Origin of the sequence: Xanthomonas sp. CFBP 7698 (genome assembly GCF_003600855.1) — a bacterium.
In the GTDB taxonomy this organism is placed as follows: Bacteria; Pseudomonadota; Gammaproteobacteria; order Xanthomonadales; family Xanthomonadaceae; genus Xanthomonas; species Xanthomonas cannabis.
The window spans coordinates 1,313,815-1,328,031 of record NZ_PRDN01000002.1 but is presented as its reverse complement, the minus strand read 5'-3'; the positions used below and the strand labels follow the sequence as shown (position 1 = coordinate 1,328,031).

General features: G+C 62.8%; 14 protein-coding genes. 12 read left to right on the top strand and 2 right to left on the bottom strand.

All coding sequences use genetic code 11. From position 1 onward, the window contains the following. Positions 1-47: 47 nt before the first annotated feature. Positions 48-635 carry a hypothetical protein gene (locus XnspCFBP7698_RS13780; protein WP_233548974.1) on the bottom strand — a complete coding sequence of 196 codons (588 nt, stop codon included), beginning with the start codon at positions 633-635 and terminating at the stop codon, positions 48-50. Positions 636-1,022: 387 nt separating this feature from the next. On the opposite strand from XnspCFBP7698_RS13780, the gene XnspCFBP7698_RS21780 reads away from it, so the two are divergent. The 8 genes from XnspCFBP7698_RS21780 to XnspCFBP7698_RS13735 all read left to right on the top strand — a co-directional run bounded on the left by XnspCFBP7698_RS21780 (position 1,023) and on the right by XnspCFBP7698_RS13735 (position 6,686). Then, positions 1,023-1,292, top strand: coding sequence for a hypothetical protein (locus XnspCFBP7698_RS21780; protein ID WP_233548973.1), 270 nt, complete (start codon positions 1,023-1,025; stop codon positions 1,290-1,292). Further along, positions 1,289-1,705, top strand: a complete 417-nt coding sequence (locus XnspCFBP7698_RS13765) for a SymE family type I addiction module toxin (protein ID WP_076038903.1) — start codon at positions 1,289-1,291, stop codon at positions 1,703-1,705. Before XnspCFBP7698_RS21780 ends, XnspCFBP7698_RS13765 begins: the two co-directional genes overlap by 4 nt. Before the next feature lie 86 nt (positions 1,706-1,791). After that, on the top strand, positions 1,792-2,409 hold the full coding sequence (locus XnspCFBP7698_RS13760; protein ID WP_123137470.1) for a hypothetical protein: 618 nt from the start codon (positions 1,792-1,794) through the stop codon (positions 2,407-2,409). Between the two features lie 174 nt (positions 2,410-2,583). Beyond that, on the top strand, positions 2,584-3,222 hold the full coding sequence (locus XnspCFBP7698_RS13755) for a hypothetical protein (protein WP_123137469.1): 639 nt from the start codon (positions 2,584-2,586) through the stop codon (positions 3,220-3,222). 14 nt (positions 3,223-3,236) lie between these two features. Beyond that, positions 3,237-4,715, top strand: coding sequence for an XVIPCD domain-containing protein (locus tag XnspCFBP7698_RS13750; protein ID WP_123137468.1), 1,479 nt, complete (start codon positions 3,237-3,239; stop codon positions 4,713-4,715). Positions 4,716-4,925: 210 nt separating this feature from the next. After that, positions 4,926-5,261 carry a hypothetical protein gene (locus XnspCFBP7698_RS21645; RefSeq protein WP_233548972.1) on the top strand — a complete coding sequence of 112 codons (336 nt, stop codon included), beginning with the start codon at positions 4,926-4,928 and terminating at the stop codon, positions 5,259-5,261. Positions 5,262-5,402: 141 nt separating this feature from the next. Next, positions 5,403-5,816: a hypothetical protein gene (locus tag XnspCFBP7698_RS13740; RefSeq protein WP_123137467.1), complete on the top strand. Its 414-nt coding sequence runs from the start codon at positions 5,403-5,405 to the stop codon at positions 5,814-5,816. Positions 5,817-5,819: 3 nt separating this feature from the next. After that, on the top strand, positions 5,820-6,686 hold the full coding sequence (locus XnspCFBP7698_RS13735; protein WP_123137466.1) for a hypothetical protein: 867 nt from the start codon (positions 5,820-5,822) through the stop codon (positions 6,684-6,686). An 82-nt stretch (positions 6,687-6,768) separates the two neighbouring features. Here XnspCFBP7698_RS13735 and XnspCFBP7698_RS13730 read toward each other — a convergent pair whose 3' ends face one another. After that, positions 6,769-7,593, bottom strand: coding sequence for a hypothetical protein (locus XnspCFBP7698_RS13730; protein WP_233548971.1), 825 nt, complete (start codon positions 7,591-7,593; stop codon positions 6,769-6,771). A 623-nt stretch (positions 7,594-8,216) separates the two neighbouring features. Between XnspCFBP7698_RS13730 and XnspCFBP7698_RS13725 the strand changes: the two genes are divergently transcribed. The 4 genes from XnspCFBP7698_RS13725 (at position 8,217) to XnspCFBP7698_RS13710 (ending at position 14,047) form a co-directional block, all read left to right on the top strand. After that, positions 8,217-8,789, top strand: a complete 573-nt coding sequence (locus XnspCFBP7698_RS13725) for an RNA polymerase sigma factor (RefSeq protein WP_233548970.1) — start codon at positions 8,217-8,219, stop codon at positions 8,787-8,789. Between the two features lie 94 nt (positions 8,790-8,883). Further along, on the top strand, positions 8,884-9,207 hold the full coding sequence (locus XnspCFBP7698_RS13720) for a DUF4880 domain-containing protein (RefSeq protein ID WP_123137464.1): 324 nt from the start codon (positions 8,884-8,886) through the stop codon (positions 9,205-9,207). Positions 9,208-9,455: 248 nt separating this feature from the next. Further along, positions 9,456-11,780 (top strand): TonB-dependent receptor, encoded by a 2,325-nt coding sequence (locus tag XnspCFBP7698_RS13715; RefSeq protein WP_233548969.1) that lies wholly within the window; start codon positions 9,456-9,458, stop codon positions 11,778-11,780. A gap of 182 nt (positions 11,781-11,962) precedes the next feature. Continuing rightward, a complete protein-coding gene (locus XnspCFBP7698_RS13710; RefSeq protein WP_123137462.1) occupies positions 11,963-14,047 on the top strand; it encodes an Atxe2 family lasso peptide isopeptidase in 2,085 nt (694 codons plus the stop codon). Positions 14,048-14,217 lie beyond the last annotated feature (170 nt).

Below are 14,217 nucleotides of genomic sequence, written 5' to 3'. Positions count from 1 at the left end.
CATGGAACCTCCTCGGAAAAGGGTACGAGAAAATTCCACTTCTGGCGTCAGCTAACCTGTGGGGGGATTACCAGTACCGTCCAGTCGCCCAGACGCCAGTCTTTCAACTGCAGATAGAGGGCAAGCAGGACAGGCATGAAGCCAAGCTTCTCCATGCCACCGGTGAATAGCCCCAGGCGGTCGTGCATGTTGGTGCGACGATCACGCATGAATGCCTCGCGTCGACGCCGTTGTTCCAGCGGAAACCTGCGAAGCGCCGCGACCATCGATTGATACTGATGGAACTCCCGCTCCATCAGCTCTGCGTGATCCGCATAGGGGCGACGGAACCCCGGCCATTCGCGCTTGACGGTTAGCGCTGCCGAAATCAGGAAGCCTGTCAGCTCAGTCACAAGTCCGAAGACAGCTAAATAGATGCCAGTTTTGCCGTCCAACAGAGCACCGGACAAGATTCCGACGCCGGCACCGATCAGGCCAATCGTCAAGCTCCAGCGCTCGACTGGGCCGGCGCGGCTCTGCTCGGTCACCTGTGCGTAATGGGCCATTGCTGAAGAGAGCGATGGAAAGCTCGGGTCTGTGAGCTTGATCGCTTCTCCATCAATGTCGGCGCTGTGTTCCGTTGCTACTTCATCCATTGAACTCACCTGGCTTCCCTCGGGGATCGCGCAGCCAACGAATGGCTGTGATCGTCAGTATTCCTCAGCTGCCGGTGGTGCGCCAGCACGCTACACAGACGCGTCAAACATCCTCCTCAGTTGCTATTGACACGCACACGCTGCACTCGCAATCTAGGCCCAAGGAGCGTCGAAACTCCTCTAGTAGCGGTACCCACCTCCGTCAAACCGGTGGGTTTTTTGTGCCTGCATCTTGCAGGTACAAGCCGACGCAATGCCTGTGTCGGGAGGGCGGCTAATACAACACCCGCAAGGGGAATACACCCGCCGGCTACTAGCGGTTTCGAACCTCCCGACATCCCGTCGCCGTTGGCGGCGGTTCTTGGGTTGTTCCAGGAGGGCGTTGCCATGTCTACCGCACCATCCACGCCGGCATCTGTGCCGGTTGATCTGTTGCCAGCCTCCGCTCGCCGCGTGCTCTGGGATGTGGGCGAGGTGCTGCGCGGGATCGTCGCACGCGCAGCTGTTGAGCAGGCGAGCGAGCATCTCGCGCATCTGCTGAGGCTCCAGCTCGCTGTATTGCCGCACACCTCGGGTTACCGGTCCGCACCTAGTGCCGTGGGGTTGCAGCAGTGCGTCACTGCAACCATCACCCGCCACCACCAGGAGGTGCCATGACACGCCGCCGCCCACCCACGGCATCTGCCAGCGCACGGCCCACCCGCACACGTACGCGCCCCGCGCCGCCCAAGCGGGTGCAGTGGGTTGTTGTGGAGCCCGACCGCACCAAGCTGCCACCGATGCTGCCGCCCGACCCGGACGCCTCCCCGCAAGGCCCCGGCACGCTACGCGCACCCCGCCGCGCCCGCCGCCCGCGCCAATGCACCGTCAGCTACACCCATTACCCCGGAGCCCACGACCACGCCGGCGACCAGCACGTGCCCCACGTCCGCCTCAGCGGCCTATGGCTGGAGCAACTGGGCTTTGCCATCGGCACCAAGCTGCGCATCACCGCCAGCGAAGGGCAGCTGCTGATGGAGGTGTTGCCGCCGGTGGAAGTGCCGGCCAAGGCGCGTAGCGTGCGGCGATGATGGTGCGGCTGCCAGACCCCTTGCGATTGACCTCGGTGCCGCATGCCACTAGCGTCGCAGCCACACCAGCGCACAACGGACGCTTCATGATCGCGCGCCCCCTCTACGCCTTGCTCGCCACCCTCGCTCTGGGCGCATGCGCCCACACGTCGGCCACCCCAGCCCCGGCAACCGTCACGGAGACATCTGCCATGAATTCATCCAGTCCTACGACTGTGCCGCCTAACAAGCCCACTGCGGAAGGCTTGCTTGGTCAGCTGCTTGTGTTGATCAAGGGCAGCCAGGACATCTCCGACTTCACTCCCGAGCGTCTGAATTCCACGATGGGGCAGGCGGTTCAGTTCGTGAAAGGCGACGAACGCCGATATCGGGCCTTCGGCCCGCTCACTAAGGATTGGAGTTATGGATTTGGAGTCGATGAAACCAAGCTTGATGGCAGGTGGTTCGAATTCCGCTTCGATCGCAATGTGGCCGGTGCATCGCCTGCGATGACCGAAATTTGTCGCCTGGACTTTGATCGTTTTACCCAGCAGCTTGAGCAGATGGGATTTGCGCGTGAGCGCAACATCGTCGAAGACGGGCGCTGGATGAGTGATTTCTTTACGCGCCCAGGACTGCGAGTAGAGGTCTTTCCGCGAGGTGAGGCTGCGGAACCGCAAGCGTTGGTGGCACACAAGTGCGTCGAATGGGTCTACATCCGTTAAGTCCAAGGAGCGGACATGTCACTTAGTCCTGATGCTTTGAAAGTTTTGAATGATTTCGGCAATGAGCCTGGAGTTACCAAGTGTCACATCGACCAACTGCCAGAAGCCTTGCAATTGACCTCGGCGCCCGATGCCACTAGCGTCACAGCCACACCAGCGCACAACGGACGCTTCATGATCGCGCGCCCCCTCTACGCCTTGCTCGCCACCTTCGCCCTGGGCGCATGCGCCCACACGGCGGCCACCCCAGCCCCGGCAACCGTCACGGAGACATCTGCCATGCGTTCCTCATCCGATTCCGCAGTCACTCCCCCTGGCAGCGAACCCAGCGGACCGATACGAACGGCAGAAGATGCACTCACCCGCATGCTTGCCTTGATTGAAGAAATCCAAGGGCTTGACGATCTGACACCCGACTACCTGCAATCCAAGATGGGTGTCCCGGTGACGCATGCCGCGTCAGATCCCAGGCGTTACGGCGGCAGTGCTCCGCTTACCAGTGAGTGGGGGTATAGCTTTGGCATGGACCAGACTGCTACCGCAGGGCGTTGGTTCGAGTTCACCTTTATCCCAACGCAAGCGGGTGCTTCTCCGCCCATGACGGAGATCTGCAAGATCGATTTCGATACGTTCACGAAGAAGCTGGAAAGTATCGGGTTCGTGCGTCAGCGCAACATGGTGGAAGACGGGCGATGGATGAGTGACTTCTTCAGCCGGCCAGGCATACGCGTGGAGGTGTTTCCACGAGGTGAGGCTGATGCACCGCAGCAGCGGGTGGAGCACCACTGCGTTGAATGGATCTACATTCGTTAATCCAAGGAACGGTCATGCCTTTGAGTCCACAGGCGCAAGCCATTGTTGATGACTTCGGCCGCCAGCCAGGTGTCACTGCCGAACATGTCGCCAATTTGCAGGGCGTTCTTGCCGCTTCGCCCGTTCTGGTTGATCAATTCAATGATGCGGTTGCCAAGCAGCGCGTACTCAGTCTAAAGCCTCTGACTGATCCGAATGCAGGTGGGACGTTCACGCCTAATGAGAATTCCATCCGGCTGCCGCTGTCCAAACTTTCCAATGGGCCTGGTGGAACATTGCTTGATTCGGGTGACATGACGTTTGTGCTTGGGCATGAACTACAGCACGCCATGTACAGCCCAACCGCAGCTGTTTCCCGTAAGACGTTCGAAACCGCTGCGGCGCAAATAGCCAAGACCACGCACGACTATTCGGACGCGGCGCAGAAGGTTCTAGCAAGTAACCGTGTAGATGAAGCAAGTGCAGAAATTGCAGGCTGGAATGCAACCATCAGCAGGGTAAAGCAGTCAAATCCGCATGCCTCCCTGGAAGATATTTATCGGGAAGCCCCCGGCCGCATGCACGACTTCATTGATCGAACTGGCGGAATGCCGCAGTTCAATTACGTGCTCAAGTCCAACCTTACCCTGAACGCAGATATGACGATGCCCGTCACTCCTGCCAACGTTGAGGCAATGGGTGCGAACTTCTTCGACAAGGATGCCAAGAGCACCCGTATCGGCCATACCGGTCAGTCCGACTACGCCAACCACTACGGCCCGTGGGTGGTTGAAACAGCTGCCATCTACGAGCGCCACTACAACAAGCCAAAGCAGGGCGAGCCAGAACAGCCCATGATCCTGGACATGCAGCGCCTGGGATTGAAAGAAGAAATACTGGAGCGCAACGGTATCGACCTGGGTAGCAACACCCGCCCCATGCCTTACCTCGACAGCAGCACGCAGCCGCCGACGCCCGGCCTGTTCCAGCACAGCAAGACGACGCACCTGCACGTCTCGCCGATCACTGCGCGCGAGCTAGAACAGGAGTTGCGAGAGCGCGATCCGCAATCGCCTGGGCCACCGACTCAACTTCTTCCGTCAGACCCAGGCCATGCAGATCACTCGCTCTACCAACAGATCAGAGATGGGGTGCAAAAGCTCGATGCCCAGCATGGCAGGGAGTGGGATGCATCAAGCCAGCGCATGACCGCCAGCCTGCTTGCGCTGGCAAAAGAGGAAGGGTTGTCGCGGGTGGATCATGTAGTGCTCAACAACCCAACGGCTCAGCTGGCGGGCGGCGAGAAGGTCTTCGTCGTTCAGGGCGCCCTCAACGACCCGGCTCACCAGCGTGCCCATATGTCGACCATGGACGCCGTGCAGACACCAGAGACCCAGTCGTTCGATCGCCTGCAGGCAATCAATCAGACTCAGGCCCAGGCGCGCGAACAGCAGCAGGCGCTGGAGCAATCGCAGCAAGCCGTTACCCAGGCTGGCCCGTCGATGACGCGCTGAGATGTTCTATATCGCTGGTGCGCTGGCACTCAGAGCGACGAAGGCTGGGGTTTGCCCGTGAGCGTAAGGTTACTTAACTGCGTACTGGTTTTGCTCCTGGCTACAACAGGTTGCACTTTGATAGTTGCCGAGACTAGTGCCCATGAGCTGCACGATCTCTCACTCTGTGCAGAGTCCCGGGACTGGGAGAGCGCAGGTGTAAACCGGGCGTTGAAAATCACACCGCAGATCATCGAAGATGAAAACGGGCGCTCATATCACTTTGATCTTGGTAGGAGAGACCGGTTGCGCTACTTGGATGCCAGTTGCGGATTCGGTGCCTATGCTGAGTGCAACTTTGAGGTTGCGTCTTCGAACGGCAGAGGTTTTGGATTTTCCGAAGTTTCGACGTTCAGTCTTTGGGAGCGTGACCGAGAGTTTTATCTCGTCTACCGTGTCGTTGCCCCGAAGGGGGAGTCTGAAAGAGGCCTGCGAAGAGTCGTCAAGGTGGATGACCCACCTGTGGAGATATGCAATCAGATCGGCGACTACTCAAATCTGATGTAATCGGCCGTCGCAACGTCAACGGGCTTCTCAGCAGCTCGGGGCTTGGACATTTGGCGGAGAAGGAATCGCCACTTTTGCAAAGATGCGTACACTGCGCCCTTCTGGTAAACACTCATCTACCGCAGGAAGGAGCCGCGTCACATGCCATTCGCTATCTTCCGCCCCCACGTTTCGGCAGTGGCCACAGTGGTCGTTGCCGCCTTTGCAGGATGCGCCATGACCGAGCCACCGATTTCAAAGAAACAGTTCTCCGAGCATGTTGTGACGCTGCTGGCCGGCAAGGACTCGGCTGTGGTTGAAGCCGGGACGCTGACTGATTTCGCCTGGAAGACGTTGTGCTTCGAGCGCGATGACAGCCTGTTGCTGAAGTTCGACCGCGACGGAGAAACGTCCCTGCTGCCGCTGCCTTATGAAGAGTTCTTCGTGGATGAGGCACATGTGGCCAATTCCCTCGAGGATAGCTGTGTGACGCCATCCGATCGCATCCTGATCAAGAAGAAGTATCCGGGCTACCAAGGGCCTATCGAGTTTCAAAAGGCAGCGCAGGGAGGCTGAGCCATGGTCGATATCACCGATCCGAAGGGCGCCAAGCGTGAGATCGAGCAGGAAGCGTATCGGCACTACGAACAGCTGAGCGGCATCACCTTGGCAAAGCGTCCCGATGGCACGTTCCAGTCGCAGGGACACAATGATCAGCTCGACGCCTTCCGGCATGCGTATACCAGTGGCCGCGTCACCCAGCTCGCGCTAGGGCAGCAGTGGATTGCACGTAAGTTCGGGGATGATGCCGAAATTGGGCCGGCGCATCCAAACGACCCCTACGAACACCGCATGGACTTGTGGAACAACGAAGCCGGTCGCCGGCTCGGTGATCAGACCTCCGGGCAGGATGCGCTTGCGCGTCAGGCATACGACGCGCTGCGTCACGGTGATCTGGCGACGGGTTTGAACGATCCACGCCTCAGGCAGTTGTTTCCTGACGATCCACGCCTGGCGCGCCCCCAGGGAGATCCAGAACGGGACCTTGTGACCAGCAGCGATGTTGACCGGATCAACAAGGATGTGTCGCGCTTGCAGGAACAGGCGCATGACAGATTCCCGGACACGCATCCGGATCGTGCGTATTTCAACACCCTGCGTGGGCAGCTGCCGGCATCAGTTTCCGATACCAAAGTCGCCGAGGTGATGATTGCCGCAAAGCAGGCCGGTGTGGAACGGGTTGACCAGCTCGCCGGTGCCGTCCTGCGTGATGACCACATCTTTGTGGCTGGGAAGACGCCAGGATTTCGTGTGCAGGTGGACGCAACGACGCCGGCGCCAGATATGCGCCAGAGCCTCTACATGGCCAACCAACAGAATGCCGTCCACGCCTACGACCAAGGGCAGTCACAGGCTGCACAACATGCGCCTGCGCCTGGGCGTTAGCCCGCCCGCGGGAGCCTAGTGGACGGCTGTAGATTTTCTTGTGCTATCCGATGTCTTTCGTGTTCGAGCCTGTCGGCCACGACTAGTCCTTCTTTTGCCTGGCAAGCCCTTTTTTGCACAACCCAATATTGGTTCTAGCTGCGCGGACGATCGCCAGATAGGGATCGGCAAGGACCGGCGGCCAGCGGTCCGTCACCGCATCGTCTGGTAGCGCTGCATCCTCAGCGTAGTCCTGCAACGTTTTCAGGCATTGCGCGTACCGGGCAGTCTTGTACTGGGTGAGTGCCAGATCATTGCGCATATCTCCCTTTTCGCCCCATTCCAGTGTCTGCCCGCACTGCGTCAGGACGGGAGACAATACAAAGAGCGCTTCTTCATAGTTCTTGCGGTCGTAGCGATGCTGAAACGCCGCGCGCGTACGTGCAATGGCGGCGCGGTCGCAGCCGCTCTTGGCACGAAGGTAAGGTGCTTCGAAACTGCCGTTATAGCCGCACATGGCTTTGCACTCCGCCGGGGTGGGCGTTGTCACGTCGACGCCTTCAGCGGTTTTGGAAAACTGGACCTTGCAGCCTGTAGTGCCAGTCTCAACCTCTGCGCTGCCTTGGGTGCCGCGGATGGTGCCCTCGAGTAAGCACATGGATTGACCCGTGGTGCTTTCCAGGGAGAATCGGAGCACTCCATCTTCTTTTGTCAAAAGCAATTGGCCCCACCCCGCCTCTGTGATGTATTGACCTGGCTCAAGCGTCTTGGCCTCCGCGGGCTCCGCAACCACGGGCGCGTCGAGAGCCGCCATTATCGAGGTCGTGCCAGGCTTGTCGGTGGGCGCCTGTGCGGAAGCTGGTGCGGCGGCAAGAAGGTTGCCGGCCAACACGGTAATTGTCCAGGTAACACACATGACGTAGTCCATTGCGTTCGGTTTCCAGTGGGCTTGTGAGCGTGAGTGCGTTGGTTGCATCGGTCTATGCAGTCTTTGAATCTGGAGGAGCGTTGCCTGATCGATTGGAAAAACCGCAGTTGATAGTCTGCTCTGTTCGTATCACGTGCGCAGGGCGGATGTGTGCATTGACGGCGCTGCGCGAATGCATTCGCCTTCGGCCACGCGCAATGGCAAAGCACCCACTTGGTAGCAAGCAGCGTTTCTGTTGTCTGCAACTGCAACTGCAACTGCAACTGCAACAGCGCACGGTCTTGCTGTTTGCATGGAGCCCACGAGAATGCGGGTCAATGATGCAACGCTATGGGCACCACTGCACTTGCAGCGAGCAAGCGTTGAGTGGCGAGTGATCTCGACCAAGGCTGACCAACGCGCGGCACGTAGGGGGTTAGCGTTGCTTGCCATCATGGTTAGATAGGTGCGGCTGCGGTCAGGGCTGCGGGTCTTAATAACCACTGTCCATCTTTGGCTGCAATCGCTCATGTTCAGATCCACTTGCACGACCCTTGCGCGCGCGTTGCGTTGGTGTGTCGTGTCGCAAGATGCGTGGGGGAGTTGGTGGGCAGCGGCACTCGGCCGAAGGCGCGGCGATCACGATGAGCTCGCGTGACGGGCCGCCTGCGGCGCGCGGCCAGTTGTCTCTTGAGGAAAGAGATCGTCTGCGTGCGGAGTTCGACCGGGCACTGGCTGCGCTGCAGGCCGAGCTGCTGGTGTACCTGCGCCGCCGTACGCGCGATGCCGAGACGGCGGCCGACCTGGCGCAGGAGACATTCTCGCGGATGATGGTGTACCGCGATGCGCCAAACATCGGCGACCGGCGGCTGCTGATGTACCGCATCGCGCACAATCTGGTGATCGAGCTGCGGCGCTCGCGTCACCGGCGGCTGGCGACGCAGCATGTGTCGCTGGATCAGGTGGCGCCGATCAGGGCCGACGAGGCTGGCGTAGACGAGATTGCCGATGCCCGCCAGACACTTGATGTGCTGCTCAAGCGCACCTTGCTCGAACTCCCGCCCAAGTGCCGGCTCGCGTTCAAGCTCAGTCGCTTCGACGGGCTCACCTATCCGCAGATTGCCGCAAAAATGGGGATCTCCACCAAGATGGTGGAGAAGCACATTAGCCGTGCGCTGCTGGCCTGTCGTGCGGCCGTGGGGGAAGTGTCGCAGTGACCAGCCTGCAAGGCTGGCGCCTGGTGCCGCCAAAGGATGCTGGTAGCATCGTGCGCAAGGGCGCAGGGAAACGGCCCGCCGGGAGTCACCAGCCATGCGTGCAGAGTCCGAGCGTATCCAGGCGCAGGCGGCCGCCTATCTTGTTCGAAGCAGCGGCGAGAGCGCTGCCGAGCGCGCCGTGCGTGAGGCCTGGCTGGCTGCCGACCCGCGCCACCGTGCGGCCTACCAGCAGTTGCTCGACGTGGACGCGCATGCATCGGCGGTACTGGGTGATGCCGAGTTGCAGGCCGCCACTGCACGCGATCTGGAGTTGCTGACGCCGCCCTCCAAGCAGAGGCGTCGCTGGCCTTGGGTGTTGCTGGCAGCGATGTTGATTGCCGCGATCGGCTACGCGTTGCGTCACCTGCTGATTCAGTAGCACGCACTCCGCACTCCGCACTCTGCGCGGCGTGTTGCATAGACCGCCGAATGTGCGCTCTGTATGCAGCGCATGCCTGCATATTGCAAACGTTGCTGGTAGGGCATTGCGCTTGCGCAACATCACTTGTTGTCGGGGGACGCAATGGCGATGGTGCCGCGCCCAGGACGCGAAGGATGCACATGCAAGCACGACGGGCAGTAGCGGGGAGCGGTGTCGGTTCTGATCATGCACGCAGCAGGTTGGCAGTGGCGGTTGTCTCGCTGCTGTCGCTGCACAACCTTGCGGCGCAGGAGCGCCCCCTCTTGCAACGCGAGCATGCAGGCGCAGTACAAGCCGATGCGCAGCGCGGTGATGGCACAGCAACGTCGCTGGATCGCATCGAGGTCACCGGCACCCGCATCCGCGGCGGTACGACACCATCGCCGGTGGTCACCATCGGCAGTGAGCGCATTCGCGAGGAAGGCTTCGCCGACCTGGGGGAGGTAGTGCGCAGCCTGCCGCAGAACTTTTCCGGTGGGCAGAATCCCGGTATTGCCGCGGGTGCGACCGGGGGCGGGCAGGGCAACCAGAACATCACCGGCGGCTCCGGCCTGAACCTGCGCGGCCTGGGCCAGGATGCAACGCTCACCCTGCTCAACGGGCGCCGCATGTCCTATGGCGGCTTCGTGCAGATGGTGGATATCAGCGCCATCCCGGTGGAGGCGGTGGAGCGCATCGACATCGTCGCCGATGGGGCCTCTGCCATCTATGGCTCCGATGCGGTGGGCGGTGTGGGCAACATCATCCTGCGTCGCGATTTCGACGGCATCGAGGTCGGTAGCCGCTATGGCACGGCCGCCGATGGCGGGCTGACCACGCATGAGTACACCGCCACCGGCGGTGCCGTGTGGCAGAGCGGTGGGCTGATCGCCACCTGGAAGCGCAGCGACAATGACCCGGTCCGCGCCAACCAGCGCGACTATGCGCAGGACATGTATGCACCGTCCACGCTGTACCAGGGCGGCGCGCTGCGCAGCGGCCTGCTTAGCGCACATCAGGGCGTGGGAGAGCTGGTCGAGCTGACCCTCGATGCGTTCCGCACCGAGCGCAGCATCACCACCGACATGGCCTACGCCAGCACCTACGAGCACAACGCGCCCGAGACCACCACGACCCTGGTCGCTCCGGGGCTGGAGGTCTACCTGCCGGGCGACTGGTCCATGTCGCTCGGTGGCACCTGGGGGCGTGAGGCCACCGACGTGGACTACACGGTGTTCACCCCGGCCTCCGGCGGCGCCGCGCTGTCGCGCACGGCGTATCGCAACCGCAGCCGTGCGTATGAGCTGGGCGCGGAAGGGCCACTGCTCGCATTGCCCGCCGGTGATGCCCGCCTGGCGGTGGGCGTGGGCTATCGCGAAAATTCATTCCTGAGCCGCAATATGGTCAGCGGTTACACGCAGGTGGATGGCGAGGTGGGCAGCCGCTTTGGCTATGCCGAGTTGAACGTGCCGCTGGTGGCGCCGCAGCAGGGCGTGCCGGGCGTGCAGCGGCTGACCGTCACCGGCGCGGTGCGTGGCGAGGATTACGACAGCTTCGGTGGCGTGACCACGCCCAAGTTCGGGGTGATCTATGGCCCCAGCGACGACATGACCTTCAAGCTGTCGTGGGGCAAGTCGTTCAAGGTGCCCACGTTGTCGCAGCAGTACCTGGCGGGCGATGCCATCCTGTTCCCGGCGGCGGTGCTGGGTGGCACCGGCTATGCGCCGGGCGCGACGGCCCTGCTGGTCGGTGGTGGCAGTAAGGCGTTGAGCCCGGAGCGCGCGCGCACCTGGAGTGCATCGCTGGCGGTGCATCCGCGGGCCTGGGCAGGGCTTGAGGCGGAATTGAGCTGGTTCGATATCGATTACGAAGACCGCGTGGTGCAGCCGCTGGTGCCGGCGCAGGCGCTCAGCAATCCCGCGTTTGCGCCGTTCATCACCACCTCGCCAACACAGGCGGAGCTGGCAGCGGCGCTACAGGGTTTCCGCTTCGTCAACGGCACTGGTGCGCCCTATGTGCCTGCCCAGGTGGTGGCGATCGCCAGCAACCAGTACGTGAATGCCGCGCGGCAGCGGGCCAGGGGCGTGGACCTGTCCGGCAGTTGGCGGGTGGACCTGGGGCAGGGCGCGCTGACCTTCCGTGGCGCGCTCACCTGGCTGGACAGCACCCGGCAGGTGGCCGCCGGGCTGCCCACCTACGATCTGGCCGGCACCTTGTTCCAGCCACCCAGGCGCAGCGGCCGGGCCGGCACGGTGTGGCAGCAGGGTGGCTTCAGTGCCGCGCTGTTCGGCAACTACAAGGATGGCGTGACCAACGCGGCGGATGGCAGTGAAGGCGCATCGTTCACCACCTTCGATGCCACGCTGCGCTACGACAGTGGCGAACGCGCGGACATCTGGTCCGGCCTGGCGTTCGAGCTTGCGCTGCAGAACGCCTTCAACCGTGCGCCACCGCTGTACGCCACCACCACCCGCACGTATGCGCCGTACGACTCCACCAACTATTCGGCGATCGGCCGGTACGTGAGCCTCGCGGTGTCCAAGCACTGGTGAGGCAGGAGGGCGGTGCGGGGACTCGCCGTCTTCCATCCAAGTCGCCCTGGGGCGGTGTATGTGCACGCGCCGGGGCATCTCGAGCAACAACAGGCTGGCCTGCGCCAGCGCGTGGTCGTGTGCCGGGTTCGTGGCGGCACCACGGCGCGCGGGCCGCAGGTGGCTGACAAGGAGTGTGGCGCATGACATCCGGCTCAGGCAGGGCGCTGTGGCTGTGCTGCGGCGTGGTGAATGGATTGGCGGTGTTTCTTGCTGCGGCGCCCGTGCGTGCCACGGCGCCCCGGCAGCTGGTGGAAATCACGGACTTCGCAAGCCCGGTGGTGTCACCGGACGGCACGCTGGTGGCGTTCCGGGTGATGCGGGCCTCGGTGGAACGCAACAGTGACGCTGCGGACTGGTATGTGCAGCGCATGAATGGCACGGCGCCGGCACGCCGCGTGGGTGATGGTGGGGTGCCGCTGCGTGATTCAGCAGGTGTCCCGCAGCCTGCCGTGCCGGTATGGTCACCGGATGGGCGCTGGATCTACTACCGCGCCATGCTCGAGGGTGGCATCGACGTGTGGCGTGCATCGGTCGATGGCGCGGCGGCGGAGCGCGTGAGCGAGGGTGATGCCGACGTGCGGGAATTCTGGCTGAGTGCCGATGGCGACACGCTGTCCTACAGCACCGGGCCAACGCGTACCGAGGTGGCCGCGATGGAGCTGCGCGAATACGACGCAGGCATCCGCGTGGATCGCACCACGCCACTTGGCCAGGGCTTGTTCCGCTCCGGCTATACCGAGGGGCGCCCGGCCACCCAGCGGCTGGGCGTGATGTTCAACCGGGTATGCCTTGCCGACGCGTTACCGGACCGTTGGCACCGCGTGCAGCTTGCCACCGGCGTTGTGCGCGACGGTGCCGCACAGGACCGGCCATCTGCGCCGCTGGCGCCGGCCGATCTTGCCGTCGATGTGCCTGATGCGTGGAAGCTGGAACGCGACCCTGCGACCGGACGCATCGCGGTGCTGACGCGCAGCGCGGCGGCAACGGATGCGCCGCGCGTGGTGATGGGGCTGCTGCAGGACGCGAAGACTCGCAGATGGAGCCCGTGTACCGCGCAGGCATGCAGTGGCACTGCGATCAGCGCTGCGCAGTGGCGGCCGGGCACGGACGAGGTGGTCTTCACCGTCACCGCGTACGACGACGGCTTCGCGCAATCACTGCACCGCTGGAACGTGGTGACTGGCGAGGTGCAGCCGGTCGCTTCATCGTCCGGCATGTTCGCAGGCGAGGATCGCTGGGGCGCGGGTCGCTGTGGCGTGTCGACGGCGGCGCTGGCCTGTGTGACCGCCGATGCAGGCCGCCCGCCGCGGTTGGAACGGGTGGACCTGCAGACCGGGGCGCGCACGATCCTTTTCGATCCCAATGCTGCATTGGCGCAGGATCTTGCGGACCTGCCGGTGGAGCTGCTGCGCTGGCAGGACGCGCAGGGGCAGTGGTTCACCGGGCAGTTCCATCGAGCCCGTCATACGGGCGGCGCGCCATCGCCATTGTTCGTCACCTATTACCGCTGCATGGGATTTCTGCGTGGCGGCTCCGGCGACGAATGGCCGCTGGCGGCGATGGCGGAGCAGGGCATCGCCACGCTGTGCATCAACGCCCCTGCGTTCCCGGCGGATGCGTCGGAGCGCTATGGGCTCGGCCTGTCGGCCGTCACCAGCGCGGTGGACCTGTTGGCATCACGCGGCCGCATCGACCGCCACCGCGTGGGCATGGGCGGCATCAGCTTCGGCAGCGAGGTGACGATGTGGACGCTGCTGCACTCCAGGCTGCTTTCCGCCGCATCGCTGGCATCGCCCACCACTTCGCCGCTGTACCGGCTGCTCGGCAGCAATATCGGCGATCCCTTCCTGTCGCTGTTGCGCAGCAACTGGCAGCTTGGCGCACCGGACGAGACCCCAGCGCAATGGCAGGCGATCTCGCCAACCGGCAACCTGCAGAAGATCCACGCCCCGCTCCTGATGCAGTTTGCCGAGCAGGAATACATGCACGGCCTCGACTACGCCATCCCGCTGATGCAGGCACACCGCGCCGACCTCTACATCTTTCCCGACGAGCCACACAACAAGTTCCAGCCACGCCACAAACTCGCGGTGTACCAACGCAACCTGGACTGGTTCCGGTTCTGGCTGCAGGGCTACGAGGATGCCGACCCGCGCAAGGCCGAGCAGTACCAGCGCTGGCGGGAGATGCGGGCGGCCAAGAGCCAGACGAATCCCGCCAACTGATGCGGATGTGGTTGCGAGTGACCGCGTGCCAGGGCAATTGGCGTGGGCGGCGGAGCGTGACCTGAAACGATCAGGAGCGGTCCTTCGTGACGCACGAAGTGCTACCGGGCCGCGCAGGCGATATCCGGCTACGAAGGAAGCGAATCTGGAGCCGTTCTTCCTGGAACAGA